Source organism: Bacillus sp. ISL-77 (assembly GCF_018613105.1).
In genome coordinates this window covers 86,296-113,114 of record NZ_JAGGQY010000070.1, presented here as the reverse complement: position 1 = coordinate 113,114, position 26,819 = coordinate 86,296, and the positions used below count along the sequence as shown (strand labels likewise).

Sequence of the window (26,819 nt, the reverse complement as noted above, 5' to 3'; positions counted from 1 at the left end):
AATGGCGAGAAGGTCACACCCGTTCCCATACCGAACACGGAAGTTAAGCTTCTCAGCGCCGATGGTAGTTGGGACACGCGTCCCTGTGAGAGTAGGACGCTGCCGGGCTAGCCCCAATTGGGGCTATTATTTTTGAGTAATATTAATAGATGGCCCCTTGGTCAAGCGGTTAAGACACCTCCCTTTCACGGAGGTAACACGGGTTCGAGTCCCGTAGGGGTCACCAAAGTTTTTTACGAGTTTGTGTAAAATAACTTCCAATATAGTGGAGGATTAGCTCAGCTGGGAGAGCATCTGCCTTACAAGCAGAGGGTCGGCGGTTCGAGCCCGTCATCCTCCACCATTATAATATTTGTTTTTTGGCGGTGTAGCTCAGCTGGCTAGAGCGTTCGGTTCATACCCGAAAGGTCGGGGGTTCGACTCCCTTCGCCGCTACCAAATGTTTTTGCTTATTTTTAACTGGAGGAATACCCAAGTTTGGCTGAAGGGATCGGTCTTGAAAACCGACAGGCGGGTCATACCGCGCGGGGGTTCGAATCCCTCTTCCTCCTCCATAAATTTCATTAAAATATAATTTCTATTGTCGCGGGGTGGAGCAGTCTGGTAGCTCGTCGGGCTCATAACCCGAAGGTCGCAGGTTCAAATCCTGTCCCCGCAATATGGTCCGGTAGTTCAGTTGGTTAGAATGCCTGCCTGTCACGCAGGAGGTCGCGGGTTCGAGTCCCGTCCGGACCGCCATTTTTTTCTAGTAGGGTACCTACTATTAATTTATAGATTTTGGCGATTGTGGCGAAGTGGTTAACGCACCTGATTGTGGTTCAGGCATTCGTGGGTTCGATTCCCATCAGTCGCCCCATTTATTATTAATATTGGGCTATAGCCAAGCGGTAAGGCATCGCACTTTGACTGCGACATGCGTTGGTTCAAATCCAGCTAGCCCAGCCATTTTTCTTGTTTTTTCAACGCGGGTGTAGTTTAGTGGTAAAACCTCAGCCTTCCAAGCTGATGATGAGAGTTCGATTCTCTTCACCCGCTCCATTTTAATTTTGGGCCTATAGCTCAGCTGGTTAGAGCGCACGCCTGATAAGCGTGAGGTCGATGGTTCGAGTCCATTTAGGCCCATCATAAATACATCCATCAAAAAAGACTTGAAAGCTTTAAATAGCTTTGAAGTCTTTTTTTTGTTATAGATAAAACAGCTATTTACAAAATATATGTTTACCGATTTTTTTGATTTGTGGTCGACTCCATATCCAACCACTTGTCGCGGTATCAGGATTAAAATAGTAAATGGCTTCGCCGCTAGGATCCCAGCCGTTAATGGCATCTAGGACCGCTTTTTTCGCAGTTGCATTTGGTGTTAAATTAATCTGTCCATCCGCAACCGCAGTAAAGGCCCCCGGTTGATAGATGACACCTGCAACCGTATTTGGGAACGATGTGTGGCTGACTCGGTTCAAAATAACTGCTGCAACAGCAACTTGACCTGTGTATTCCTCTCCGCGTGATTCCCCGTATACTGCGTTTGACATCAATTGAATATCATTTTGAGAATAACCGTTAGGTACATTAGCGGAATTGTTATTATTACTTGATGATCCTGGCTCATACTTAGTCGCTTTAACAATAGCTGCTTTTGTTTTTGCCCCGACAACACCATCAACAGGCAGACCGAATTGATCTTGAAAATTCCGTACGGCCCAGTATGTATTCCAGCCAAATACACCGTCTACCTCACTTGTATAAAAGCCGTTATATTTGAGTCGTGACTGCAACTCAATCACGTCTTCTCCGGCTGAACCTCTTTGCAGCACTTGATTGGTGAAAGCTTGTACGTCTTTACTTTGTTCGCTAGTGGTTATTAATACTACAAATAGCACAAACATTAGCAACTTGAAGAAAACTCTACCCTGCATACCTGACCTCCTGACGTTTTTAATTTTTTTACCATATATTCTTCCAATATCTACTCTTTTATATTTACTCACTTCCAATAGACCCTATAATTTTTTAATGTTTATAATGGACAGGGGTTTCGGTGTGTACCTTTACATGTATGTGTTACTGGTAGTATTTAGAGATGAAATTGTGGTTTTTCAGAATAGGCAAAGTAACTAATTGTGACCTGTAAAAAAAGGATACCGTCTGATAACGGTATCCCATTCCTCTATTTATTAGACTTGATAATATTTGCTACGGAGTTCTGAATGATCATTTCGGTAGGCACTATTTTTGGACTATTTATGGCTTTGTTTTCTTTAATTTTATCAAAAAGGAGTTTAGTACCAGCATCTCCTAATTTTTTTACTGGGATTTCTATCCTTGTTAACGATGGTGACAGAAATGCTGAAATGTTAGGACTACTGTATCCAACAATGGATATGTCGTTTGGAATAGAAATTCCATTTTCTAAAGCAGATTTATAAAGACTCAATACCTTTAAATCATCTGTTGCAAAAACGGCAGTGGGACGATGCTGAGAAAGAAGCAGACTTGTAGCAGAATCATATGCTGTGTTAACTGTGTAACCACTATTTATGATCCATTCTTCTTTTAATGGAACGCTTAAATCTTTTAAACAGTCTTTATATCCTTCTAATCGATCGATTGAAACATGGTAATCAAGTGGTGAGTGTAGACAAGCTATTTCCTTATGTCCTTGCTCAATTAAAAATTTAGTTAAATTATAACTATCTTGGTAGTTATCTGTGTCCACGGAAAAGATATTGGTATATTCCCCGTCAACTCTTCCAATAACAACAATTGGAATGTTAAAAACATCTAATTGTTTGAAAAAGTCTTCATTCGCAGGAGAACTTAACATGATAATTCCTTTGATCATTTTTTCCTTTATTTTAGTGATGCATTTTTCAAGTTCATCTTTACTGTTTCTCGATGTCTGTATAATTACGTCAAAATTTTCTTCCTCCGCATTTGAAGAAATTCTGTGTATAATCTCAGAGAAAAATGGATTGTTAGAGGTTGTTTTGGCAGAACGTGAAACAACCATTATGGCATCAAAACCTGAAGAAAGAGCACGGGCCAATTTGCTAGGCTGGTAATTTAATTCTTCAATTGCTTTTAATACACGTTCCCGAGCTTCCTCAGAAATATTAGTTTGATTATTAAGCACACGAGATACAGTAGATTTTGAAACATTTGCAACACGTGCTATATCATAAATAGTGTGAACCATTATTTCTCCCCCTCTCTTATAAACTTATCTGGTATAGGAATTTTAATGGAAGGTAGCTGGTAAAAACCATGTAGCTATCCTGTTTTATTATGAATACGTTTTTATTTGTGGGAGTTAGGACTATTGTTTGGGGTGGGAGCAATATAGGATTCATTATATTGATGAATGACAAATGTAGCAATAGAAATTTTTCGGTGGTACTATATTAATATTTTCGTACGACCAGCATCCACAGATATAAAAATACAGAAGTATTAGTGTTGACAGAAAACGTTTTCTATATTATATTGTGGGAGCGGTACCATAGGAATATCAATTTAATAAATATATATTTTTTTACCCTTTGCTGGGAGCGGTACCATTAAATATTAATTCTACGAATTTATATTTTTTTATCATATCTGGGAGCGGTACCATACAGGAGGAATTTATGAAAAAGATCAAAGAAAGACTTTCATTTATCTATGAAAATCAAGATATTGTACCAATTTGGAAAAGCATAAAGGAAAGCATTGCAAAAACAAAAACAAAATCTCTTAAGCCAAGAAAACAAAATTGGGATGAGAAAGATCTGGTATTAATTACTTATGGGGATCAATTCTATGAGAATAATAACCCAACTTTAGATACTTTCAAGAAAATGTTTGACCAATATCTAGCAGACAAATTTGAAATTGTTCATCTGTTACCTTTTTATCCTTATTCATCAGATGATGGCTTTTCTGTCATTGATTATAAAAAAGTAAATCCGATCCTCGGTAATTGGGAACAGGTTGAGAATTTATCAAAATCAACAAGAATTATGTTTGATGATGTTTGCAATCATATTTCGGCAAAAAGTGACTGGTTCCAAGAATACTTAAATGGTAATCCTGAATATCAGAATTTTTTCGTTGAAATGGATCTAACCGTTGACCTAAGCGCAGTTACCAGACCTAGGGCCCTTCCTTTATTAACAAAATTTAAATTGGAAAACGGCGAGGAAAAACATATATGGACAACCTTCAGTGAAGATCAAATCGATTTGAATTTTAGTAATCCACAGGTTCTGTTAAAAATGATCGACGTTTTGCTTTTTTATTTAGAGCAAGGGGCAGAATATATTCGATTGGATGCAATTGGATTTATGTGGAAAGAGGTTGGAACAACTTGTATCCATCATGAAAAGACACATGAGATTGTTAAACTGTTCCGGGATGTTGTAGAGGAAGCAGCTAAAGGAACGGTTATCATAACAGAAACCAATGTACCGCATAAAGATAACGTGGCCTATTTTGGAAATGGCGATGATGAGGCTCATATGGTCTATCAGTTTCCACTGCCGCCTTTAGTTCTGAATGCCCTTCACAATGGAAATGGAGTCGCACTCACTAAATGGGCGAGCAAGCTGCCGTCAACGGGAAAGGAAACAACATTTTTTAACTTCTTAGCTTCCCATGATGGAATTGGGCTAAATCCGATTCGCGGCATTATTCCAGAAGAAGAAATTTTAGCGATGGTAGAGGACTTAAAGAAAGAAGGGGCCTTGGTTAATTACAAGAAAAACCCGGATGGAAGTGAAAGTCCATACGAAATTAACGTCACTTATATGGATGCGTTAAATAAGCAATCGGATGATGTTGAGATCAGAGTAAAAAGATTTTTAGTCGCTCATTCTATTCTATTAACTCTTCCTGGTGTACCAGCTGTTTATATTCAAAGCGTCCTGGGATCTAGAAATGACTATGACGGTGTTTCAAAAACAGGAATGAACCGCTCTATTAATCGACAAAAATACAACTTAACAGAGATTGAGAAGGAATTAGCCAATACAGATTCTTTACGATACAAAGTTTTTTCTGAGTTAACAAAAATTCTTCAATCTCGTAAAAACGAAACCCTTTTCCATCCAAATGCAGCAATGGAAGTCATCGATCTCGGAGAGAAAGTGTTTGCTTTTAAAAGGGTAAATCAACATGATGATAGCATTATAGTAGTAAACAATCTTACAAATAAAACAGTTAAGTGTGGAATAACAGGCAGATTTATAAATATTGTTAATGGCGATAAAGTGGAATTTCATGAAGAATTGATGTTAAAGCCATATGAATTCATGTGGTTAAGACCATTTGACTAGGGGGAATTAGTTTGTTTAAAAAGGGCTTAAGTCTAGCAATCATTTTGTTAGTAGCTTTTGCATTAACTGCATGTGGCAGTAATCAGAATGCGGATGGAAAAACAACAATCGAATTTATGCACTCCTCTGTTGAACAAGAGCGTTTGGCAGTAATTAACGAATTGGTTGCAACATTCGAAAAGGAAAATCCAGATATAAAAATAAAACAAATTCCTGTAGAAGAAGATTCTTATAATACTAAAATTATTACTTTAGCAAGTGCAGGCAAACTTCCAACTGTAATTGAAGTAGGACAGGATTATGCAAAAGTAATGGATAAAGAGGTCCTGATTGACAAAGATGCCGTTAAAAAGATTATTACTCAGGTCGGTGAAAAGAATTACTATGACGGTGCATTGAAGTTAATGAGTACTGAAGATGGAAAAAGCTATACAGGTGTTCCAATGAGCGGCTGGGTTCAAGGTATCTGGTACAACAAAGAAAAGCTCTCAGCAAAAGGATTTAAAGAACCAAAAAATTGGGATGATGTAATCGCTATTGCCAAAGCATTTACGGATAAAGAGAATAAAAACTATGGTATTGCCATGCCGACAGTAGAAGGCGGATTCTCTGAACAAGCCTTTTCTCAATTTGCACTTTCAAATAATGCGAATGTGTTAGACAACAAAGGTAAGTTAAATATGAATACACCAGAAATGAAAGAGGCATTAACTTATTATAAAAAATTGTCTCAGTACACTATGCCTGGATCTAATGATACCACGGAAGTAAAAGATGCTTTCATGAACGGTACTGCGCCAATGGCGATTTATTCAACTTATATTCTTCCTCCTGTATTTGAAGAAGGAAATTCCCAAAATATTGGATTTTCTATTCCAAATGAGAAGACAAAAGCTGTTTTCGGAACTGTTTCTGCATTAACCATTTCTTCTTTTTTAGAAGAAGACCAAAAAGAAGCTGCTAGTAAATTTGTTGCGTTCATGTCAAAACCTGAAAACATGACAAAATGGGTTTTAATGTCTCCAGGGGGCGCTCAACCAGTGAGCAAACTCGTAACAGAAAATGAAAACTATCAGGCAAATGAAGTAGTAAAAGCATTTGGTGAACTATCAACAGAAATTGCGTCATCCTTTAATGACATTCAAGTATTTGGTTTAGTTGATAGTAAAAATTTCTTGAAAATGGGTGATGTAACTAGTTCAGGAGCTATTCCTAAATTGGTTAACAATATCACGGTTGGCGAAAAAGATATCAATAGTGAAATGAAAAAAGCTGAAAAAACACTCGAAGATGTTTTAAAGAAAGAATAAATTAGTTCTCCATAGGGAGGGTAACATGAAAACGAATATAAGAAAAAAAACGGATATAAAATTGGCATTAGCTTTACTTTTTCCAAGTATCTTCTTGCTTCTATTGTTAGTTGCATATCCAATGGTAGCAAATATTCAAATCAGTTTCTTTGATCAACCCATTAATCCGAGATTAAGCGCCACTTTTGTAGGATTAAAAAACTATATAGATATCCTTACAGATGCTGAGTTTTTTAAATCATTAGGGATTACTCTTTTGTACATGCTGCTTACAGTTGGTGGCAGCACGGCAGTTGGATTAGGGATTGCAATTTTCTTTAATCGCCCCTTTAAATTTCGTAAAACTGCTCGATCTTTAATTATTTTGTCTTATGTAACACCATCGATTTCATTAGTTTTTGCGTGGAAATATATGTTTAATAACGGCTATGGTGTTGTTAATTATTTGGGAGATGACGTTTTACACTTGTTTGATCAGGCACCTCTCTGGTTTGACAACCCGATTAGCAGCTTTTTCTTAGTATCGCTTTTTGCAATTTGGAGGTACTTCCCGTACGCTTTCATTTCGTTTTTGGCTATCCTTCAAACCATTGATTCTTCTTTGTATGAAGCGGCCGAAATTGATGGTGCCAGTGCTTGGGGTAAATTCAAAATTGTAACGTTACCAGCAATCATGCCAGTCTTGTTAACTGTAATAACACTACGTTCAATTTGGATGTTCTATATGTTCACAGATGTATACCTTTTAACAAATAAAGTAGATATTCTCGGAATTTACTTGTATAAAACAGCTTTTGCGTTTAACGATTTAGGCAAAGCAGCATCAATTTCCGTGATATTGTTCATTATTCTCTTTATTGTCATTATGATTGCAAGAAAGCGGGTGAATTTAAATGGCAATGGCTAGCAGTAAAAAGAACAAAGTAGCAAAAACGGCAGGGTTTTACACGGCCCTTATAGCAATTTTAACTTTGTGTCTGTTTCCATTTTTCATTATGTTGATGACATCCTTCAAAAGTTCGAAGGAAGCCGTTTCCACAAATCCGACATTCCTTCCAAAAGAATGGACATTACAGCATTATCTCGATATCTTCAATCCGGATATCTTCCCATATCTTTCCTATTTTAGTAATAGTTTAGTCGTGTCTTTAACCGCATCGATATTGTCCGTTGCCATTGGTATTTTTGGAGCATATGCTCTTTCAAAACTTAACTTTAAAGGCAGAGTTACGATTAATGCCAGCTTTTACACAGTTTATATGTTTTCAGGTATTTTGCTTGTCGTGCCTTTATTTAAAATCATTTCAGGATTAGGTTTATATGATACAAAAACTTCTCTAATCATTACGATGATTGTGCAAACATTACCAACTGCTATCTTCATGTTAAAAAGTTACTTTGATACCATTCCAGTTGACTTAGAAGAAGCCGCGATGATTGACGGATTAAACCGGGTTCAGATTATTTTCCATATCATTATTCCATTATCTCTTTCCGGTATCATTTCGGTATATGCCTTTATGATTGGATGGAATGACTATTTGTTTGCATCCATTTTCTTATCCGATTCAGCAAATTTCACTTTACCCATTGGATTAAATGCACTGTTCAGTACACCAGATTATGTTTGGGGACGAATGATGGCAGCATCGCTTGTAACAGCATTACCAGTTGTCATTATGTATGCCATTTCCGAGCGCTTTATTAAAGGAGATGCAACAGCAGGCGGGGTCAAAGGTTAATAAACTTGAAAAGACGAGAGGAAGTAATGTAATCATGAAAAAGTTAGTAGCTGTAGAACCAATAAAAGCGGAATTAGTAGAATATGAAGATCGCCATGTACAACCAAATGAAGTGAAAATTGATGTGGATTTTGCTGCACCTAAACACGGTACTGAAGTAATCGACTTCCGTGGTCAAACACCTTTTATGGGTGAGAATTTTAATGAAGAATGGCGCATGTTCATGCCTCGTGAAGAGGGTTCAGCACCTGGAATCGTGTTTGGTGAATTTCAGCTTGGTAACATGGTAGTTGGTAAGATTGTTGAAATTGGCAGTGATGTAACAGAGTACCATATGGGCGAAACGGTATGTACGTATGGACCGATTATGGAGACTGTTATTGTGAATGCTATAAATAACCACAGATTACGCAAAATGCCAGAGGGAGCAAAATGGCAAAATGCGGTTTGCTATGACCCTGCACAATTTGCTTTGAGCGGTGTGCGTGATGCACATGTTCGTGCCGGTGATGTTGTTGTGATTGTAGGATTAGGAGCAATCGGTCAAATCGCCATTCAACTAGCGAAGAAAGCGGGAGCGAGTATTGTTGTGGGTGTTGACCCTATTGAACATCGCTGTGATATAGCTCTTCGCAATGGTGCGGATGTTTGTTTCGACACTACTTCTTGTGATGTAGGATATGAAGTGAAAAAGCTAACAAATAAAATGGGTGCTGACTCCATTATTGAAACAAGTGGAAATTCTGCAGCGCTTCAGGATGCATTAAAAGGAATTGCCTATGGCGGAATTATTTCTTATGTCGCTTTTGGAAAACCATTCCCTGCAGGATTAAATTTTGGCCGTGAAGCTCATTTTAACAATGCCAAAATTGTCTTCTCACGTGCTGCTAGTGAACCTAATCCTGATTATCCTCGCTGGAATCGTCAGCGAATTGAAGATACATGCTGGGAATTGTTAATGAACGGTTATCTTAATTGTGAAGATATTATTCAACCAATCGTTACTTTTGAAAACAGTGCAGAAGCATACATGGAATATGTGGACCAACACCCTGAGCTAAGTATTAAGATGGGAATCGAATATAAAAAATAATCGTTTATTTAAATGCGTTCGTCTCAGTTACAATCTGATTGAAATCCATACATAAAAAGAATGATATGGATTTCAGTCATACACCAGTAGGAGGAGATATTTGTGAAGATCGGTACACAAAACCAAGCGTTTTTTCCTGAAGATATTAAAGAAAAGTTTAGATACTTAAAAGAAGTAGGCTTTGAAGGCTTTGAAATAGACGGCAAATTTTTAGTCGATCATTTAGATGAAGTAAAAGAAGCGATTGCAGAAACAGGCATTCCGGTTACGACAGCATGTGGTGGGTATACAGGCTGGATAGGGGACTTTATTGAAGAACGACGCTTAAACGGCTTAGCAGAAATTAAACAAATTCTAGAAGCGCTCAAGGAAGTCGGAGGAAAAGGCATCGTAGTTCCAGCTGCATGGGGCATGTTTACCTTCCGATTACCGCCAATGGTTTCACCACGAAGCCAGGCAGGTGATAGAAAAGCTGTAAGTGATTCCCTGATTTACCTGGATAAAGTAGCAGAAGAAACGAGCACAACTATATTCTTAGAGCCATTAAATCGCTATCAAGATCATATGATAAACACCCTTGCAGATGCAAGAAGTTATATAGAAGAAAATGAGTTGAAAAACGTTAAAATCATTGCTGATTTTTATCATATGAATATTGAAGAAGATGATATTTCTGAAGCCTTGCACCAGAATCGTGATTTTGTTGGTCATATTCATCTGGCGGATAATCACCGTTATCAACCGGGAAGCGGCTCGCTGGATTTCAAAAAGCATTTCAATCAGTTAAAGGAAGACGGCTATAACGGATTCTTAACAATTGAATGCCGTGTCAGAGGCAACGACCCGGAAGCAGAATATATTAATGCCTTACGTCACCTTCAAGAATCATTAATTTGAGAGGGGTTAAATCGTGATCAAAAAGAGAGTTGCGATCATCGGCGGAGGACAAGTAGCGGAAAAGGTGCATATTCCTAACTATCAAGCACGCGAAGAACTAGAAATAGTCGCAGTTGTTAGTCCAAACTTTGACCGGGCTAGGAGTTTTGCTGAACGGAATGGTATTCCTCGTGTTTACACAGATGCTGCTGAAATGTTTGCAATGGAAAAACCGGATATTGTTAGTGTCTGCACGCCAAATAAGTATCATTATGAAAATGTGATGCGAGCCTTGGAATTTGGGTGCGATGTTATGTGTGAAAAACCTCCTGCAATTTCTTCCGCTGAAGCAAAAGATATGCAGATTGCTGCTCAAAAAAACGACTGTATTCTAGCTTATAATTTTCACCATCGATTTGCTGATGATGTGAGAATTTTACGTGAAAGTGTTGAAAATGGTGTGCTTGGTGACATCTATGCTACGAAGGCAAAAGCTCTAAGACGCTGTGGAATCCCTGGCTGGGGGACTTTTACAGATAAAGAAATTCAAGGTGGAGGACCTCTTATCGATTTAGGGGCACATATGTTGGACGCCGCTTTATATGTACTTGGCTTTCCGAAAATAGAGAAGGTTACGGCGAAAATGTATCAAAAGATTGGAACAAAGAAAACCCAAGGCACACTGGGAGAATGGGATCCACAGAAATTTAAAGTGGAAGATTCCCTTTTTGGATTTATAGAATTAGAAGGAGGCCGCCTTTTACAACTAGAAACCTCCTTTGCCTTAAATATCAAAGAGACATCTGTCATGAATGTTGAGTTTTGCGGGGATCAAGCAGGAGCAACCCTGTTTCCTGCCCAAATCTATACGGATGAGAGCGGAGAGTTGGTCTCGTTATTATCAAGAGAAGAGGCAGACACGGATCGCCATCATAAAAGTATGTCTGCTTTTATAGATAAGTGTTTAGGAAAAGATGTCATGGTTGCAGACGGAAAACAAGGATACATTATCCAACAACTAATAGAAGCTCTATATCAATCTGCTGAAAAGGGTGAAAGTGTATCCTTATGATAAATGAACAAATAATCTACGAAAATAAATTTGATTTACATTCCATCAATAAATTTGCTAGTTTAATGACATTAGGAAATGGCTACCTAGGCTTGCGTGCTTCGTATGATGAAGATTATTTTGAACAAACACGTGGTATGTATGTTGCTGGTATTTATAATAAAGCAGCTGAAAACGAACCATCAGATTTAGTGAATTTGCCTGATTTGGCAGGTATAAGAATCGAGATTGATAACGAGATTTTCTCTCTTTTAAATGGGGAGATTCTTTCCTATAAACGCTTCTTAAATCTTGCAACAGGGGAATTAAAACGTGAGTTATTGTGGAAAAACAGAGGCGGGGCACGATTTCGATTTGTTTTCCAACGTTTTGTCGCGAAAAACAACCTGCATGTATTCGCATCAAAAATGACTGTTACGAGCTTAGATCAATCTGCTAATATCAAAATTGTAACTGGAATTAATGCTCAGCAGACCAATTTTGGGAAACAGCATTTAATTGAAGAAAAAGTTCGTGTGTTTGATGAAGAAGTAATGCAGGGAGGTTATAAAACGACGGAATCGGGACATACAATTGCGCTGGCAACGCGTTGTAAATGCTCGGCTGAGAGCGAAGTTTCATTTGCAGCGAAGAATCGCCAGCTCCATACGACCATTAAGCATGGCCTAAATGTTAACATTCCATTTATCTTTGAAAAACTTGGTACTGTTTTCACGTCACTTGATCAAGGGGAGGATGGGCAAGACCCCGAGGCAGCGAGTATCAAAGAATTAAATGAAATTTCACCAATAGGATACGATGCGTTACTGAAAATGTCAGCGCTTAAATGGCATGAGTTTTGGCAGCAAAAACGTATCCAGATTACATCTACTGACAAATTTGATCAAACGGCAATGGATTTTGCCCTTTATCATCTCGAGATTATGACACCAGCCCATGATGAACGTTTTAGTATTGGCGCAAAGGGTCTGACTGGAGAAGGCTACAAAGGACATATTTTTTGGGATACAGAGATATTTATTAAACCATTTCATCTTTATACAGAACCGAAAACGGCTAAGAAACTACTAATCTATCGATATTTACATTTGCAGCAAGCAAAGGAAAAGGCTGCACGGAATGGCTATGAGGGCGCATTGTTCCCATGGGAAAGTGCGTTTACTGGAGAAGAAGAAACACCTGAATTTGCCGCTATTAATATCAGAACAGGAAAACGGCAAAAGGTCGCATCTGCATTAGCTGAGCATCACATTGTCGCAGATATAGCGTATGCTGTTGTTCAATATTATCAAACGACACTTGATGAAGAATTTATGAAAAAAGAGGGGCTAGCACTACTTAAAGAAACGGCACGGTTTTGGATCAGCCGAGCAGTACTGGAGAATGGACAGGTTTCCATTAAGGATGTCATCGGGCCTGATGAGTATACGGAACACATTGACAATAATGCGTATACAAACTATATGGCGTATTACAATGTGGAGCAAGCCCTTTATTTTATGGAACAATATGGTGAAGTTGATGAGCAGCTGAAGGAGCAGGGACGAGCTTTCATCAACCATTTGTATTTACCAAAACCCAATGAGCAGCTAATCATTCCACAGGATGATACTTTCTTGAGTAAGCCGGAGATTGACCTAACCCGCTATAAAGAAAATCAAGGCAGCCAAGGGATATTATTGGATTACTCACGGGCAGAAGTCAATGAAATGCAAATATTAAAACAAGCAGATGTTGTCATGTTAATGTACTTGTTTCCAGAACTATTTGAATCCGAAGTTGTTTCGAAAAACTTAAGTTATTACGAAGAGCACACCATTCATGATTCATCGTTAAGTAAAGCCATTCATGCCATTGTCGCTGCAAGATGTCATGAAAGTGATGCTGCCTACCGCTTTTTCCAGGAGGCATGCTTAATTGATTTGGGTCCCAATCCACACTCTTCAGACGAAGGGCTTCATGCTGCATCACTTGGGGCGATCTGGCTTACAGCTTTGTTTGGATTTGCTAATATTTCATTAACAAATAATCGATTGAAACTTGATCCTAGGTTACCAGCAAGTTGGTCTGAACTAAAATTCAAGTTAACTATACAGGATTGCCCGTTAGAAATCTTTATGACACATGAGAAAGTAGTAGTTTCAAAGTATTTAGGACCGAATCTTTTACTAGAAATTAACGGAACTGAATACCTTTTGACTGATCGAATTGAAGTGAATTCATAAATCAAGGAGAAAACAATGAAAATTGTTATTGCACCAGATTCATTTAAAGAAAGTCTAGCTGCAGATCAAGTAGCAAAAGCAATCCAAGCTGGGTTCATGAAATTTTTCCCTGAAGCAGAGTATCATTTACTGCCAATTGCAGATGGCGGTGAAGGAACCGTTCAAGCTTTATCATCCGCAACCGGCGGGAAAATGGAAACCATCACGGTAACGGGACCTTTACATGAACCAGTTAAGGCAAAAATCGCTTTTTCCAACGATGGGAAAAAAGCCTTTATTGAAATGGCAGAAGCGTGCGGATTGCATCTTGTTCCATTAAACCGACGAAATCCATTACAAACAACTTCTTATGGTGTGGGAGAACTAATTTTGCATGCCATCAACCGCGGCGCTGTTGAACTCATTATTGGAGTTGGGGGAAGTGGGACAAATGATGGCGGAATGGGGATGGCTTTAGCACTAGGTTACCAATTTTTCGATAAGAATAGCGAAATAGTATACGGTATTGGTCAAGACTTGTTTCAAACATGTTCGATGTCTGATATAAATCGTGATAAACGATTAGATCATGTAAAAATAACAATTGCGGCAGACGTGGATAATCCACTGACAGGTCAAAATGGTGCGACTTATGTGTATGGACCTCAAAAAGGTCTGCCTGAAACTATGTTATTTGAAGTTGATCAAGCAATGGGTGAATTTTATCATCTGGCTTGCGGTCATTTAGGTAAAGACGTCACCAACCTTCCAGGAAGTGGTGCAGGCGGCGGCATGGGTGCGGGCCTAATACTATTTGCTAACGCGACTATTAAAAAAGGCATTGACCTGATGCTCGAACAATTACGGGTAAAGGAAATCTGTCAGGATGCTGACATCGTGATCGTTGGGGAAGGGAAAATAGACGGGCAAACCCTTTATGGCAAAGCACCGATGGGCGTTGCATCGTGTGCTCCGCCACAGGCCAAGGTTATTGCGATATGCGGAAGTGTGGGGGTTGGCAGTGAAGCACTTTATGAATATGGGTTTGATGCCATTTTTCCAACGATTCCTGGATTACTTCCAATTGAAAAAATTATGGATGGAGCCTACACGAATATTGAGACAACCTCTCGTAATATTGCTGCGCTTCTTCAAAAAGGAGGGAATAGAGTATGGTAAATCAAGTGATTGAGGCAGTCGTATTTGATCTTGATGGGGTGATAACGGACACCGCTCATTTTCATTATTTAGCGTGGAAACAACTTGCTGAGGAGCTAGATATTACAATAGATGATGTTTTTAATGAGCGGTTAAAGGGTGTTAGCCGTATGGATTCCCTAGAGTTAATATTAAAAGAAGGAAACCGACAAAACGACTTCACCATAGTAGAAAAGGAAGAAATGGCGAATAAAAAAAACCTCCATTATTGTGACTTATTAAAACAATTAACACCCAACGATGTTTTGCCAGGAATCTTAGAATTAATTGCCGATATAAAAACAGAAGGGATTCCAGTTGGGCTAGCTTCCGTTTCGAAAAATGCAGGTACGGTTTTAAAGGCATTATGGTTAGAAGGAGCTTTTGATTTTATTGCCGATGCAGCCAAAATTAAAAAGTCCAAACCAGATCCAGAAATTTTCCTAACAGCTTGTGAGGGATTAGAGGCAAGCCCAAAGAGGTCGATTGGAATCGAAGATGCTCAAGCGGGTATTGAGGCAATTAATTCAAGCGAAATGTTTTCAGTTGGAGTTGGAAACACGCTTCGTGATGCCGATTACCTAGTAGGATCGACTAATCATCTCCAGTGGAAAGGTATAAAAGAGGCATATGAACTTTGCTTAAAAGGTTCTAAATAAACCCATTAAGAAACCAACATGTAACACCGATGGATGATTCAATAAAAAACTAATCAAACGTTTGATTAAATGGGTTTTAAGCATCGATCTATAAGGGTTTCTCCATGGCCTATTGATTGAATGAAAAACTAATCAAACGTATGATTAAATCCGGTTGAAGCCGTGGTATTAAATAGAGTATTCATATTCTGTTTTATAAATCCCTGCATAAAATTTTTCATGCAGGGATTTATAAAACTCTAAACGACAATTATGAGTCCCATAATCGTCCTTAATAAAGCATTCATTATTTAATTGCCTTGCTAACCTTTAGTTTCTTTCCTTTAATCGTTGCATTCTCCATCGCCTGTAAGACGAGGGAACCCTTGCCATTAAGAATATCAACGTAGGTCATTTGATCCTGGATGGTGATAATGCCAATATCATCGGCTGTGACTCCTGGGATTTTTGCGATCGTTCCAACAAAATCAACCGCGCGCATCTTCTTCTTTTTTCCACCGTTGAAATGGAGTTTCGTGATGCCTTGGTTAATCCGAGCGGTTTTATTATTTCTTACGACGCGTCGTCCGCTGATTTTTTCCTCGAAAGCCTCTTTTGCCCTAGCCACTTCAGCAGGTTTTGGAGCCTCCATTTTAGGGATCTCAAAGCCAATATATCTTTCAATTGCTCGGACAAATTTTCCTTCATACGGTGTGGCGAACGTAATCGCTTTTCCTTCATTACCCGCACGGCCCGTTCTTCCTGTTCGGTGGACATAGCTTTCTTTTTCCATAGGGACGTCATAATTGATGACCAGGGTTACATTATCAATATCAATTCCTCGTGCGGCAACATCCGTTGCGATGAGGTAGCGAAAATTCCCCATTTTGAAGCCATCCATAACCGCAAATCGATCTTGCTGTTCCAATCCACCATGGAGTCGTTCACAAGAATAATTGGAGCTTTCCAATTCCGAATATACGGTATCTACATGTTCTTTTGTTCGGCAAAAAATAAGACAGCTGTCTGGATTTTCAACGACCGTCACATCTTTGAGAAGGGATAGCTTGTCTTCTTCTTTTCCTTCAATTAACAGATGCTCAATCGTATCTGTCGTGACTCCAGTAGAGGCAATCTCGACATTCACAGGATTGTTCATATATTTATGGCAGAGGTTTTCAACATCCTTTGGTAAGGTAGCCGAGAATACCATCGTGACTCTATCTGAAGGAAGCTCTTTGATGATGGCTTCAACGTCGTCGATAAAACCCATATTCAGCATCTCATCCGCTTCATCAATAATAAGATACTTTATTTCGTCTAGAATTAGGGTTTCTCTGTCGATATGGTCCATAACACGTCCCGGAGTACCTACCACGACATGCGTTTTTTGCTGCAATTCTTCTTTTTGCTTCGAAAAGGGTTCTTTTCCATAAACGGCCATTGCCTTAATCCGCTTAAATCGGCCGATGTTGGTTACATCTTCACGAACTTGTACTGCAAGCTCTCTAGTTGGGGTAAGAATTAAGGCCTGTGGCTTTCTTTCTTCCCACTCCATCATGTCGCAAATAGGTATCGCAAAGGAGGCGGTCTTGCCGCTGCCTGTTTGCGACTTCACGACCAGGTCCTGATTATTCAAAGCTAATGGAATGACTTCCCTTTGAACCTCGGTAGGAGTGTCGTATTTTAAAATGGCAAGTGCTCTTGTGATTTCTTCACTTAAATTATAATCCGTAAAACTTTTTTCGCTCATGTATTAACCTCGTTTTTTTGTATTATCCGGCTTATCTATAGGATTTCTCGGAAAGAAATATCGTATGCATAATCTGAATATGCTCCATTATACTTGATATAGTGAAAAAAACGAACAGTGACTAGCACTGAACGCCCCACCGATTCACGGTAAAAGCGATTTATAGCAAAGGATGAAGGGGTAATTGGCCCAAATTAAGTCGTAAAATATTATTAGAAAAAAAGTGTCATGACCCAGAAGTGCTGGTACATCTGGTGTCAGGCACTTTTTTGATGAAAAATATTATCGTAATGTGACATTTGTCATACCCTGTACATGACACCTGCTACTAACATGGACAAATTCCTTCGTTTATACTTTGGTTAATAACGAAACGAAGGAAGGGAATTCAAATAAAATGACCTTACAAAATACGAAAACTTTAAAAAAACAAGTTGCTCCTTTTGAAAAATCAACGACAAAAGAAAGTGTATGGCAGATTATAAACACGGTCGTACCATTTATTGGCTTGTGGTACCTTGCCTATTTAAGCCTATCCGTTTCCTATTGGTTAGCATTAGTTCCCATTGTGATAGCCGCAGGATTTTTAACAAGGATATTTATCATATTTCATGATTGTACCCATCATTCATTCTTTAAAAGCCGTCGTGCTAATCGAATCGTCGGGACTGCGATGGGTGTGTTAACGGTCTTCCCATTTGATCAATGGGGACATGAGCATTCTGTCCATCATGCGACAAGTGGAAACTTGGATAAACGCGGAACAGGTGATATTTGGACCCTTACAGTAGATGAATATTTAGCTGCACCACTCAGACTTCGTCTAGCCTATCGTTTTTACCGTAATCCATTGGTCATGCTTGGATTAGGCCCGATTTATGTGTTCCTTCTTAAAAATCGATTTAACCGCAAAGGTGCAAAACAGAAGGAACGTAACAACACTTATTTAACGAATGTTCTAATAGTAGCTTTGATTGCCTTGCTTTGTTGGGCAATCGGATGGCAGGCGTTTCTACTAGTACAAGGTTCAATTTTTATGATTTCTGGAGCTGCTGGTATTTGGTTGTTTTACGTACAGCACACTTTTGAAGATTCTTATTTTGAAGAGGACAAAGAGTGGGAATATGTGAAAGCCGCAGTAGAAGGTAGCTCTTTCTATAAGCTTCCAAAAGTTTTGCAATGGCTCACTGGGAATATTGGTTTCCACCATGTTCACCATTTAAGCCCACGGGTCCCTAACTATAAATTGGAAGAAGCACATAATAATACGCCGCCTTTACAAAACGTACCAACCATTTCTCTTGCTACTAGCTTACGGTCAATACGTTTCCGTTTGTGGGATGAGGAAAAAAAGAACTTTGTGAGCTTTAGAGAAGTCAAAGCTTTAGCTAAAAAGAAGTTTTCAGTACAAAAAGTTAATCCTGAAATCTAACTAGATCATGAAAGGCTTGCTCCCCTTAATTTAAGGGGAGTTGTTACTTACATAACAGCTGACAGATAAGGAGGGAACTTATATGATTCGAATTGTTATTGCTGAGGATCAGGAAATGCTGCTAGGGGCAATTGGTTCTCTCCTCAATTTGGAAGAGGATATGGAAGTAGTCGGGCAGGCGAGCAATGGGGAAGAGGCCCTTGCACTTGTGCACCGGTTGCAGCCGGATGTTTGTATCATGGATATTGAGATGCCTGAAATGAGCGGTCTTGAGGCAGCTGAGTCTTTAAAGGCATTTGGTTGTAAGGTTATAATCCTAACAACCTTTGCCAGGAGTGGGTATTATGGGAGGGCCTTACAAGCGGATGTAAGCGGGTATTTATTGAAGGATAGCCCGAGTGAGGAATTAGCAGGATCGATTCGCAGCATCATCAATGGACAGCGAATATACTGCCCCGAACTAATCGATGAAGACTCAAACCAAAACGAACAGAACATCGAAGAGTTCCAACCGCTAGCCGAGAGAAAGACAAAAATTAGCACAGTCAGAACTTACCTGACAACCATCTTAGATAGAATAAAATTACCAACAGGTTAAAAAATGAGGTGTCAGGCACCATGTGAAATTTTCACATGGTGCCTGACACCTTTTAAATTTCAATAATAATAGGAAGGATCATTGGCTTTCTCTTTGTTTGTGTGAATACATATTGTCCGACTGATTTTTTTATGTTTTGTTTGATTACATTCCATTGCCGGATATTCTCGCTTTGCAGGTCATTAATGGTTTTCTTAGCAAGGCGGTTAATCTCTTTTAGAAGTTCATCCGAATTTCTTGCGTACACGAAACCACGTGTAATGGTGTCTGGTCCGGATATAATCCTTCGGTCACCTTTACTAATGGTTATCACAATTACGAGCATACCATCCTCAGAAAGCTGTTTACGGTCTCGTAACACAATGTCCCCGACATCGCCAACGCCCATCCCGTCCACATACGTATCTCCGGCTGGAATCGACCGAGTCTGACGGGCCACCTGGTTTTCAACATCGACGACATCACCATTTTTGATAATGAAGGTATTTCCCTTCTCTACTCCAACGGACTCGGCTAACAACCGGTGGTGATGCAGCATTCGATATTCACCGTGGATTGGAATAAAATAGGTTGGTTTCATTAAGGTAAGCATGAGTTTTAAGTCTTCCTGATAGCCATGTCCGGAAACATGCATACCCGTTGTACTTCCGGATCCATAAATAACTTTGGCTCCCAGTTGGAATAAATTGTCTATGATCCGAGAAACGTCCTTTTCATTTCCTGGTATTGGAGATGCGGCTAAGATAACCGTGTCTCCGGGATAAACGGAGACATCACGAAAGTTTCCGCTCGCTAGACGAGAAAGGGCAGCCATTGGCTCTCCTTGACTACCCGTACAAAGGATAACCACCTTTTCAGGAGAAAGTCGATCGACTTCACGTGGTTCGATGATCATCCCATCGGGAATAGTTAAATAACCACGTTCAATCGCAACAGAGACCACATTGACCATACTCCGGCCAAGAAGAGCGATCTTTCGATTGGCCTTTATCGCCGCGGCAACCACCTGTTGAACCCGATTCACATTTGATGCAAAAGTAGAGATAAATATTTTCCCGTCAGCTTTCATGAAGGCCTCATCCAAATTGTCACCAATCATTTGCTCGGACGGTGTTAGCCCCTTACGCTCAGCATTGGTACTTTCAGATATTAAAACTAAGACACCTTGCTGACCGATATCGGCCATTTTATGAATATCTGAATGTTGATTATTCACAGGCGTTAAGTCAAACTTGAAATCCCCGGTATGAACGACATTACCCTCAGGTGTATGAAAGACAATACCGAGACAATCAGGAACACTATGACTTACTCTGAAAAAGGATACAGTGGTTTCTCCAAACTCAAGTTTTGAATTAGAATCAATCGTCATGAGTTTGGTGTTTCCATGGAGACGATGCTCATCAATCTTTAATTCAATTAGACCAAGTGTAAAATGGGTAGCGTAGATAGGGATATTCAATTTTCTTAAGATATAAGGAATACCGCCAATATGATCTTCGTGCCCATGGGTCACAATTAGAGCGCGGATTTTCTCCTGATTTTCTTCTAAGTAAGTAATATCGGGGATAATCAAATCAATTCCTAATAAACTTTCGTCTGGAAACTTACCACCGCAGTCAATAATAAAAATATCATCTGCGTACTGAACCACATACATATTTTTACCGATTTCATTTATGCCGCCTAAGGCGAAAATAGATAATTTATTATCATTAGTTCGCAAGTTAATATCCTCCTTATTCCAAGTAAATAAGAATAGTATGCCCTTTTGAATTTACTTTATCGGAAGCAGAGAGGTGAAACTTTTGTCGATCACAAAAAAACTGCCAAATACCCGGTTTTTTACGGAGTTTGGCAGCTATTTTTATCGGTATTTAGATTAATACTTTAACATTGCTCGCTGGTAGAACACCTTGTAGTGTTCTTTGCTCTTCGGTGGTTAACGGGAGCAATGGCAGGCGAAGACCTCCAACGTTCACTCCATTCATATTCAATGCGGCTTTTACCGGTGCTGGGTTTGGTGCCGCAAATAATGCTTTCATAATCGGGAGAAGACGGCGATGGGCACTAGCTGCATCTTGGACATTCCCATTTTTAAAATGATTAATCATTTCTTGTATTTCATTACCAATGACATGGGAAGCAACGGAAACCACTCCAGCTCCACCAATGGCTAAAACCGGTAATGCTAAGCCATCATCACCACTATAAAGGGTAAAATCACTTGGTGCTTGGCTAATAATTTCAGCCATAGCATCTAAGTTACCGCTTGCTTCTTTTAAGGCGACAATATTCTGAATCTGTGAAAGTCGAACAATGGTCTCTACCGACAGGTTGACCACACTTCGGCCGGGGATATTATAAAGCATAATCGGTAATGGTGTAGATTCAGCAATCGCTTTGAAGTGCTGATACATGCCTTCTTGGGATGGTTTGTTGTAATAAGGAGCAACAAGCATAATCCCATCGACTCCTGTTTCTTCAGCCAGCTTTGTTAAGCTGATGGAAGCTCTCGTGTTATTTGAGCCAGTTCCAGCGATAACCGGAACTCTTCCATTGACAGCGTCGACAACAAATTTAAATAAAGCGACTTTTTCTTCCGTTGTTAATGTAGGAGATTCTCCGGTTGTACCAGCAACTACGATTCCATCGGTACCATTTTCAATTAAATAATCAACAAGTGTTCTAGTCGCGTTAAAATCTACTTCACCATTTTGATCAAATGGTGTAACCATAGCGGTTAAAACTTGGCCAAAATTCATCATTTCTCACCCTTTAATTAAAATTTTTTTAAAATTTAGAGGTGGGTAAGGCCATTCATAATTTAACGCAAAAAAGCAACAGCGAGGGTTCGCTGTTGCAGTAGAAACATAAAAAAAATAAGTTCCCGTGCGTAAGATAGCCCTCCATATAGTTTCCTATATGACAGTTCTGTATTTTTTCAATAGCAGAACCAGCTTCAAGACCAATGAGATTCATTGAAGCTTCGGCAAATTCCCCTTTTTACAATCATCATTGGACCTCATTATCCTCATATTGTGTACTAATGGTCTTTGCGCCTCTATCCTCACTTCAAAAAACGTGAAGTAAGAAAATATTTAATTGATAGTAAATATATCAGAATATTCCCTTTGGTTCAAGGGCAATTGGAACTTTATTTGAAATTCACACTATATTTCTGCCGTTTCTAAACTCAGTTTATCCTTTTCAACTTCTAAGGCAGATACAATATAAGCAAAACCGTTCATAACAAAGTAAATAACATTAGATTGGACCCGTTCCTTTTCTCCCAAATAAGTATTTATGATAATACTGAAGGAAAAAAAGACAACAAATGATAATGCAATTTTATTAAAAATTATCATATCTACCGACCCCTTTAATTAGGATTGTTATGATTATCATATTTGCTATAAACCGGTTTTATGCGTGCCTTCGATCGGCCGGTTACCTGTAATCAATTTGGGTCGGGGGTTGGTCCAGTCATAATCGTCCTTCCTGAACGTTCTTTCTTGTCGTGCAGAAAGTAGTAAAGAATTGAGGTTGCCAGAGCGGCAATACCTAAGATTACATACAGGCTCCTAAAGCCGGTTAATGGAATAATGAATCCAAGGATATATGGACCGAATCCAAGTCCTGCATCAAGAAAGATAAAGAAGGTCGATGTCGCCAAACCCATCCGATGGGGAGGAGTTACTTTAACGGCCACTGCCTGGGTGCTTGACTGCATGTTACCGAAACCTAGGCCAATTAGAACACCTGCTACCAATAAAGTGATGCTAATACTTGCTGAACTTAATAGAAACAAGCCGGCTGCTAAGAGGACAAAGCCCGGATACATTATATAGTTTGCACCCTTCAGGTCCATTAAGCGGCCTGTGATCGGGCGTGATAACAATACTGCGATAGAATAGACTAGGAAGAAGAAACTCGCCGTACTAACTAAGTCGATTTCGATCGCATAGAAGTTAATAAAAGAAAGAACGCTGGAATAACAAAAAGCGACTACCAGTGTAATGACAGCGATGGGCAGTGCCTTTGGCTCAATATAGTTGGAAAGCTTAAATCCTTTTACTTCAGATGTTTTTACAGATACAACTAATGGAGGCGCATCGACGAAGAATGCAGTGATCAAACTAATTACCCCTAAAACAAGGGAGAATATAAAAATCATTTGGAAATCTGTATGTTGGGTCATATAAAGTCCGATGAATGGCCCGATAGCGGTAGCGAGTGTTGCACTCATGCTGAAGTAGCCAATCCCTTCCGCTTTTCGAGCAGCCGGGATAATCTGAGCCACAATCGTTCCAGTGGCTGTCCCGACCATTCCCCCTGCAATCCCATGGAGTAAGCGGGTAATAAGCAGGAAGGTAATCCCGAAGTTCACAAAATACAAAAGAAGTGTCAAAATAAATAAAATGATACCAATGAATAACGTTTTCTTTCGGCCAATTGACTCAATAAATCGGCCAATCAATAACCGGCCAATTAAAGACCCGACAATAAATATTCCTGTTACAAGCCCTGCTTGACTTGTAGAAGCACCAAATTCATCGACTGCATAAACACCGATGATTACGATTAATAAATAAAAGACTAAAGTTACGAAAAAATTGACCGCAGAAACAATAGTGAAATCCTTTGTCCACAGTTTAGCTCTAGGTTGAGTCACTTTTTAAAACCCCTTATTTAATAATATTTTTACGAATTTCCCCCATAATGCGGATGGCCTCGAGCTGTTCATGCTCTGAGATGCCTTTTAAAATGTCCGTTTCATACTGATCAATCGTCACACGGACTTCCGTATATACTTTTCTCCCAAGCTCTGTCAGCTGTGTTCTTTTTTCACGTTTATCATTGCTCGGAACCTGCTCGACATAGCCCAATTCTTCCAAGCGGTTCATGGTCCGGGTGACAGTGGGCTTCTCTACATATAAATAATGAGAGAGTTCCACTAGCGTTGCCGAGCCATTATTGAATAAGTAGTAAAAAATCGACCATTGCGCTCTGTGGAGATTATGCTCGGCGAGATGGAAATTTAGTTTATTCTCAAACGGACGGTACAACATCAGTAATTGGTGGAAAAATTTTTGAGAAGTATTTATTTGAAACACCCCTTGTTAAATGGTTAGTTAGAGTAATAATTACCTTAGGTAACTATTATAGTATAACAGAAATGATAATAAAATGTCTAATGTCAGAGGTGGGGTGATACTAATCAAACGTTTGATTGGAACGGGATGAGGCCTTGGTGTATATGGATTTTTAGGGTAAAGGATTTTTCTTGATAAACTAATCAAACGATTGATTAAAAGGGTCTGAGGCCTTGGTGTATAAGGTTTTTATGAGGTAAGTAATTTTTTATGAAAAAAAACTAATCAAACGATTGATTAAAAAGAGCAGAAAATTTACCTGAAAAAATTAATCAAACGTTTGATTAAATGTGGATGAAGCCTTGGTATTGCTCTATTTTTTCCTATTAGTTATATCGATACAAATACATACCAAATCCTAAGGTATCTCTGCCCCATGTCAAATAGGTCCGGCGCCATGTACGAATTCGCTGCAGCATCGCTTCACAATCGGGATCATCTGGATTTTCAAGACAATAATTCTCGACTGACATCGAATAAAGCCATTCGTAATCATCCCAGTCATCATCATTAGCAACATAAGACCAAAGTGGGATTAAACCTAATTCTTCCCCAGCCTTAACGGTATCCGCATGGCTTTTACATTCCGACTCGTCTGCACCGCCAAGCGCCTCTAAATACTCAGGACTGGGAGTCTGCTTCCAATAGCCTTCACCTATTAAAATGTGGCCATTTTTCTTTACAAGACGTTTTAGTGTTTTAAGTGTAGGTTCCATTCCGCCCAAGGCATGGGTAGATCCGATACAAATCCCAAAATCATACCCGTCTGGCTCACATCTCTCGATCGCCGTGCTGGCATCTTCCACGATAAACTCAATACTGCCTTCAGGAATTCTATTACTAGCATTCCGCTTTGCTTCCTCAATGGACCCGTTGTACAATTCTATTGCAGTGGCGGTACCCTGGAAGTTTTCCACCAACCGAATTAACAATTCGCATTTACCAGCCCCAATATCAATCACCTTATCTGATGCTTTAGGCGATACAATTCCGAGCATCTTCATAATTTTTGCCGCGCTGATTGGATTACTAAAAGCATGGTTTCGATGGGCAATTGCTGAAAATTTGTTTCTATCCATAGATAATGTCTCCTTTTCCACTAAAAGTGGATGTGAATTATACCTAACGCTATTCTATTTCATTTATTATCTTTATCCCTTGAATGTCAACATATTAATGTAATCTTCTTGTTATTGAAGACATCGAACCCTTTGAAGTTTATTTTCAACTATAATAAGCCAAGCACTCGATTGGGAAGTAATTGTGGCCCTGAGCGCGGAAAATTAGAAATAACGGTAACGATTATTTGCATTACCTTTCACGATCTTATTTAATATAAGCGAGTCATAAAAAATTAAATAAGATGAGGTAATTCATTTGAAAGCACTTATGTTCAAAACATTTGGCGGCCCGGAAGTCCTCGAATATGGTGATATAGCGGAACCTGTGATTGGTTCGGACGAAATACTGCTAAGCATGAAAGCAATTGGTCTGAATTTTGCCGATATATATAGAAGAAAAGGAAACTATCATCTAGCCGGAGAGCCACCCTATATCTTAGGGTATGAAGGGGCTGGAATCGTAGCAAAGACGGGTTCCGATGTCCATGGTATCAGCATTGGCGACCGGATGGCATTTGCCGATGTACCTTATGCAAATGCCGAGCTAGTAGCCGTTCCAGTTGAAAAAGCTATACCAGTGCCTGACACCATTTCATTTGCAGAAGCGGCATCCGTATTGCTTCAAGGATTAACGGCTCATTATTTAACGAAGGATAGCTATGCGGTGAAAAAGAATGATACCGTGTTGGTACATGCTGCAGCAGGCGGTGTGGGGCAGCTTCTTGTTCAAATTGTAAAATTACATGGAGGCACGGCAATTGGCTTAACTTCTTCCTTTGAAAAAAGAGCTGCAGCAGTAGAAGCGGGTGCGGATCAAGTCTTTTTATACAAGGATGACTGGAAGGAACAAGTACTCGAGGAGACGAATGGCAAAGGGGTAGACGTGGTCTACGAATCAGTAGGTTCTACTCTTCAAGATAGCTTTGAGGTTACTCGCACCGGTGGAACGGTCGTATTTTACGGAATGGCAGGGGGCGACCCAGCATTGGTTGACCCAAGGATGCTTATGGATACATCAAAAACTCTGACAGGCGGAGACTTATGGAATGTGCTGACGTCCCGAGAAGAACGAATAGCTCGTTCATATGAGCTGTTTCGGTGGATAGAGGAGGGAAAATTAATAGTTTCCGAACCAACAGTCTTCCCGTTGCACGATGGCAAAGAAGCACACCGTTATCTAGAAAGCCGAAAAAGCATGGGAAAAATTTTATTAATTCCATAAAGAGAAGGTGTTATTCTTTGTGCACCAAACTGGCTTTCGCGATCGGAACGGGCGCCAAAAGGAGCTCAATTATGCCCGTCAGCAGCGAAAAAC

At 39.4% G+C, this 26,819-nt stretch carries 22 protein-coding genes, 10 tRNA genes, 1 rRNA gene and 1 riboswitch; of the genes, 24 read left to right on the top strand and 9 right to left on the bottom strand.

Annotated features, from left to right (window positions below; all coding sequences use genetic code 11):
* The 11 genes from rrf to J7E77_RS25140 all read left to right on the top strand — a co-directional run.
* Positions 1-108, top strand: a 5S ribosomal RNA gene (gene rrf / locus J7E77_RS25190); the annotation flags it as partial.
* Positions 109-151: 43 nt separating this feature from the next.
* Positions 152-226: transfer RNA gene (locus tag J7E77_RS25185), tRNA-Glu, on the top strand.
* 41 nt (positions 227-267) lie between these two features.
* Positions 268-343: transfer RNA gene (locus tag J7E77_RS25180), tRNA-Val, on the top strand.
* Positions 344-361: 18 nt separating this feature from the next.
* Positions 362-438, top strand: a tRNA-Met gene (locus J7E77_RS25175).
* A 23-nt stretch (positions 439-461) separates the two neighbouring features.
* Positions 462-554 (top strand) — tRNA-Ser (locus J7E77_RS25170).
* Positions 555-584: 30 nt separating this feature from the next.
* Positions 585-658: transfer RNA gene (locus J7E77_RS25165), tRNA-Met, on the top strand.
* A 3-nt stretch (positions 659-661) separates the two neighbouring features.
* Positions 662-738, top strand: a tRNA-Asp gene (locus J7E77_RS25160).
* A 42-nt stretch (positions 739-780) separates the two neighbouring features.
* Positions 781-856, top strand: a tRNA-His gene (locus J7E77_RS25155).
* Positions 857-870: 14 nt separating this feature from the next.
* Positions 871-945, top strand: a tRNA-Gln gene (locus J7E77_RS25150).
* Between the two features lie 19 nt (positions 946-964).
* Positions 965-1,038, top strand: a tRNA-Gly gene (locus tag J7E77_RS25145).
* A 10-nt stretch (positions 1,039-1,048) separates the two neighbouring features.
* Positions 1,049-1,122: transfer RNA gene (locus J7E77_RS25140), tRNA-Ile, on the top strand.
* 77 nt (positions 1,123-1,199) lie between these two features.
* Here J7E77_RS25140 and sleB read toward each other — a convergent pair.
* Positions 1,200-1,886 (bottom strand): spore cortex-lytic enzyme, encoded by a 687-nt coding sequence (sleB, locus tag J7E77_RS25135; protein WP_374103009.1) that lies wholly within the window; start codon positions 1,884-1,886, stop codon positions 1,200-1,202.
* Positions 1,887-2,167: 281 nt separating this feature from the next.
* Positions 2,168-3,196, bottom strand: coding sequence for a LacI family DNA-binding transcriptional regulator (locus tag J7E77_RS25130; RefSeq protein ID WP_214717668.1), 1,029 nt, complete (start codon positions 3,194-3,196; stop codon positions 2,168-2,170).
* Positions 3,197-3,626: 430 nt separating this feature from the next.
* On the opposite strand from J7E77_RS25130, the gene J7E77_RS25125 reads away from it, so the two are divergent.
* From J7E77_RS25125 to pgmB, 10 genes are all read left to right on the top strand, one after another.
* Positions 3,627-5,312, top strand: a complete 1,686-nt coding sequence (locus J7E77_RS25125; protein ID WP_214717666.1) for a sugar phosphorylase — start codon at positions 3,627-3,629, stop codon at positions 5,310-5,312.
* Positions 5,313-5,323: 11 nt separating this feature from the next.
* On the top strand, positions 5,324-6,622 hold the full coding sequence (locus J7E77_RS25120; protein ID WP_214717664.1) for an ABC transporter substrate-binding protein: 1,299 nt from the start codon (positions 5,324-5,326) through the stop codon (positions 6,620-6,622).
* Between the two features lie 25 nt (positions 6,623-6,647).
* Positions 6,648-7,529, top strand: coding sequence for a carbohydrate ABC transporter permease (locus J7E77_RS25115; RefSeq protein ID WP_214717662.1), 882 nt, complete (start codon positions 6,648-6,650; stop codon positions 7,527-7,529).
* A complete protein-coding gene (locus J7E77_RS25110; RefSeq protein WP_374103008.1) occupies positions 7,522-8,364 on the top strand; it encodes a carbohydrate ABC transporter permease in 843 nt (280 codons plus the stop codon). The genes J7E77_RS25115 and J7E77_RS25110 overlap by 8 nt, the downstream gene beginning before the upstream one ends.
* Positions 8,365-8,398: 34 nt before the next feature.
* Positions 8,399-9,457, top strand: coding sequence for a zinc-dependent alcohol dehydrogenase (locus J7E77_RS25105; protein ID WP_214717658.1), 1,059 nt, complete (start codon positions 8,399-8,401; stop codon positions 9,455-9,457).
* Between the two features lie 102 nt (positions 9,458-9,559).
* Positions 9,560-10,354, top strand: coding sequence for a sugar phosphate isomerase/epimerase family protein (locus tag J7E77_RS25100; RefSeq protein WP_214717656.1), 795 nt, complete (start codon positions 9,560-9,562; stop codon positions 10,352-10,354).
* Positions 10,355-10,370: 16 nt separating this feature from the next.
* A complete protein-coding gene (locus J7E77_RS25095) occupies positions 10,371-11,405 on the top strand; it encodes a Gfo/Idh/MocA family protein (protein WP_214717680.1) in 1,035 nt (344 codons plus the stop codon).
* A complete protein-coding gene (locus J7E77_RS25090; RefSeq protein ID WP_214717654.1) occupies positions 11,402-13,630 on the top strand; it encodes a glycoside hydrolase family 65 protein in 2,229 nt (742 codons plus the stop codon). Before J7E77_RS25095 ends, J7E77_RS25090 begins: the two co-directional genes overlap by 4 nt.
* A gap of 15 nt (positions 13,631-13,645) precedes the next feature.
* Positions 13,646-14,788, top strand: coding sequence for a glycerate kinase (locus tag J7E77_RS25085; protein ID WP_214717652.1), 1,143 nt, complete (start codon positions 13,646-13,648; stop codon positions 14,786-14,788).
* On the top strand, positions 14,782-15,465 hold the full coding sequence (gene pgmB, locus J7E77_RS25080) for a beta-phosphoglucomutase (protein ID WP_214717650.1): 684 nt from the start codon (positions 14,782-14,784) through the stop codon (positions 15,463-15,465). Before J7E77_RS25085 ends, pgmB begins: the two co-directional genes overlap by 7 nt.
* Positions 15,466-15,751: 286 nt before the next feature.
* On the opposite strand, the gene J7E77_RS25075 is transcribed toward pgmB, so the two are convergent.
* The gene (locus J7E77_RS25075) at positions 15,752-17,197 is read right to left on the bottom strand and encodes a DEAD/DEAH box helicase (RefSeq protein ID WP_214717648.1); all 1,446 of its coding nucleotides are present in this window, start codon (positions 17,195-17,197) and stop codon (positions 15,752-15,754) included.
* A 397-nt stretch (positions 17,198-17,594) separates the two neighbouring features.
* Here J7E77_RS25075 and desA point away from each other — a divergent pair, with 397 nt between their 5' ends.
* Both desA and J7E77_RS25065 read left to right on the top strand, forming a co-directional pair.
* Positions 17,595-18,629: a Delta(5) desaturase DesA gene (desA, locus tag J7E77_RS25070; protein WP_214717646.1), complete on the top strand. Its 1,035-nt coding sequence runs from the start codon at positions 17,595-17,597 to the stop codon at positions 18,627-18,629.
* Between the two features lie 82 nt (positions 18,630-18,711).
* Complete coding sequence (locus J7E77_RS25065; RefSeq protein WP_214717644.1) at positions 18,712-19,227, top strand: response regulator; 516 nt, start codon at positions 18,712-18,714, stop codon at positions 19,225-19,227.
* Positions 19,228-19,279: 52 nt separating this feature from the next.
* On the opposite strand, the gene J7E77_RS25060 is transcribed toward J7E77_RS25065, so the two are convergent.
* From J7E77_RS25060 to J7E77_RS25035, 6 genes are all read right to left on the bottom strand, one after another.
* Complete coding sequence (locus tag J7E77_RS25060) at positions 19,280-20,887, bottom strand: ribonuclease J (RefSeq protein ID WP_374103007.1); 1,608 nt, start codon at positions 20,885-20,887, stop codon at positions 19,280-19,282.
* A 217-nt stretch (positions 20,888-21,104) separates the two neighbouring features.
* Positions 21,105-21,992 (bottom strand): 4-hydroxy-tetrahydrodipicolinate synthase, encoded by an 888-nt coding sequence (gene dapA, locus J7E77_RS25055; RefSeq protein WP_214717641.1) that lies wholly within the window; start codon positions 21,990-21,992, stop codon positions 21,105-21,107.
* Positions 21,993-22,121: 129 nt separating this feature from the next.
* Positions 22,122-22,302, bottom strand: a riboswitch (Lysine riboswitch).
* A 98-nt stretch (positions 22,303-22,400) separates the two neighbouring features.
* The gene (locus J7E77_RS25050; RefSeq protein ID WP_088085274.1) at positions 22,401-22,595 is read right to left on the bottom strand and encodes a hypothetical protein; all 195 of its coding nucleotides are present in this window, start codon (positions 22,593-22,595) and stop codon (positions 22,401-22,403) included.
* Between the two features lie 92 nt (positions 22,596-22,687).
* The gene (locus J7E77_RS25045; RefSeq protein ID WP_214717639.1) at positions 22,688-23,902 is read right to left on the bottom strand and encodes an MFS transporter; all 1,215 of its coding nucleotides are present in this window, start codon (positions 23,900-23,902) and stop codon (positions 22,688-22,690) included.
* A 13-nt stretch (positions 23,903-23,915) separates the two neighbouring features.
* The gene (locus tag J7E77_RS25040; RefSeq protein WP_308160765.1) at positions 23,916-24,335 is read right to left on the bottom strand and encodes a MarR family winged helix-turn-helix transcriptional regulator; all 420 of its coding nucleotides are present in this window, start codon (positions 24,333-24,335) and stop codon (positions 23,916-23,918) included.
* Positions 24,336-24,709: 374 nt separating this feature from the next.
* Positions 24,710-25,462, bottom strand: coding sequence for a methyltransferase domain-containing protein (locus tag J7E77_RS25035; RefSeq protein WP_214717637.1), 753 nt, complete (start codon positions 25,460-25,462; stop codon positions 24,710-24,712).
* Positions 25,463-25,760: 298 nt separating this feature from the next.
* Here J7E77_RS25035 and J7E77_RS25030 point away from each other — a divergent pair, with 298 nt between their 5' ends.
* Positions 25,761-26,726 (top strand): quinone oxidoreductase family protein, encoded by a 966-nt coding sequence (locus tag J7E77_RS25030; RefSeq protein ID WP_214717635.1) that lies wholly within the window; start codon positions 25,761-25,763, stop codon positions 26,724-26,726.
* Positions 26,727-26,819: the final 93 nt, after the last annotated feature.

What these genes read in the sequence shown, in the direction of transcription:
- J7E77_RS25065 (WP_214717644.1), top strand. Translation starts at nt 18,712, where the DNA reads ATGATTCGAATTGTTATTGCTGAGGATCAGGAAATGCTGCTAGGGGCA.
- J7E77_RS25115 (WP_214717662.1), top strand. Translation starts at nt 6,648, where the DNA reads ATGAAAACGAATATAAGAAAAAAAACGGATATAAAATTGGCATTAGCT.
- J7E77_RS25125 (WP_214717666.1), top strand. Translation starts at nt 3,627, where the DNA reads ATGAAAAAGATCAAAGAAAGACTTTCATTTATCTATGAAAATCAAGAT.
- dapA (WP_214717641.1), bottom strand. Translation starts at nt 21,992, where the DNA reads ATGAATTTTGGCCAAGTTTTAACCGCTATGGTTACACCATTTGATCAA.
- J7E77_RS25060 (WP_374103007.1), bottom strand. Translation starts at nt 20,887, where the DNA reads ATGTATGTGGTTCAGTACGCAGATGATATTTTTATTATTGACTGCGGT.
- J7E77_RS25035 (WP_214717637.1), bottom strand. Translation starts at nt 25,462, where the DNA reads ATGGATAGAAACAAATTTTCAGCAATTGCCCATCGAAACCATGCTTTT.
- J7E77_RS25085 (WP_214717652.1), top strand. Translation starts at nt 13,646, where the DNA reads ATGAAAATTGTTATTGCACCAGATTCATTTAAAGAAAGTCTAGCTGCA.
- J7E77_RS25075 (WP_214717648.1), bottom strand. Translation starts at nt 17,197, where the DNA reads ATGAGCGAAAAAAGTTTTACGGATTATAATTTAAGTGAAGAAATCACA.
- sleB (WP_374103009.1), bottom strand. Translation starts at nt 1,886, where the DNA reads ATGTTTGTGCTATTTGTAGTATTAATAACCACTAGCGAACAAAGTAAA.
- desA (WP_214717646.1), top strand. Translation starts at nt 17,595, where the DNA reads ATGACCTTACAAAATACGAAAACTTTAAAAAAACAAGTTGCTCCTTTT.
- J7E77_RS25130 (WP_214717668.1), bottom strand. Translation starts at nt 3,196, where the DNA reads ATGGTTCACACTATTTATGATATAGCACGTGTTGCAAATGTTTCAAAA.
- J7E77_RS25090 (WP_214717654.1), top strand. Translation starts at nt 11,402, where the DNA reads ATGATAAATGAACAAATAATCTACGAAAATAAATTTGATTTACATTCC.
- pgmB (WP_214717650.1), top strand. Translation starts at nt 14,782, where the DNA reads ATGGTAAATCAAGTGATTGAGGCAGTCGTATTTGATCTTGATGGGGTG.
- J7E77_RS25105 (WP_214717658.1), top strand. Translation starts at nt 8,399, where the DNA reads ATGAAAAAGTTAGTAGCTGTAGAACCAATAAAAGCGGAATTAGTAGAA.
- J7E77_RS25050 (WP_088085274.1), bottom strand. Translation starts at nt 22,595, where the DNA reads ATGATAATTTTTAATAAAATTGCATTATCATTTGTTGTCTTTTTTTCC.
- J7E77_RS25110 (WP_374103008.1), top strand. Translation starts at nt 7,522, where the DNA reads ATGGCTAGCAGTAAAAAGAACAAAGTAGCAAAAACGGCAGGGTTTTAC.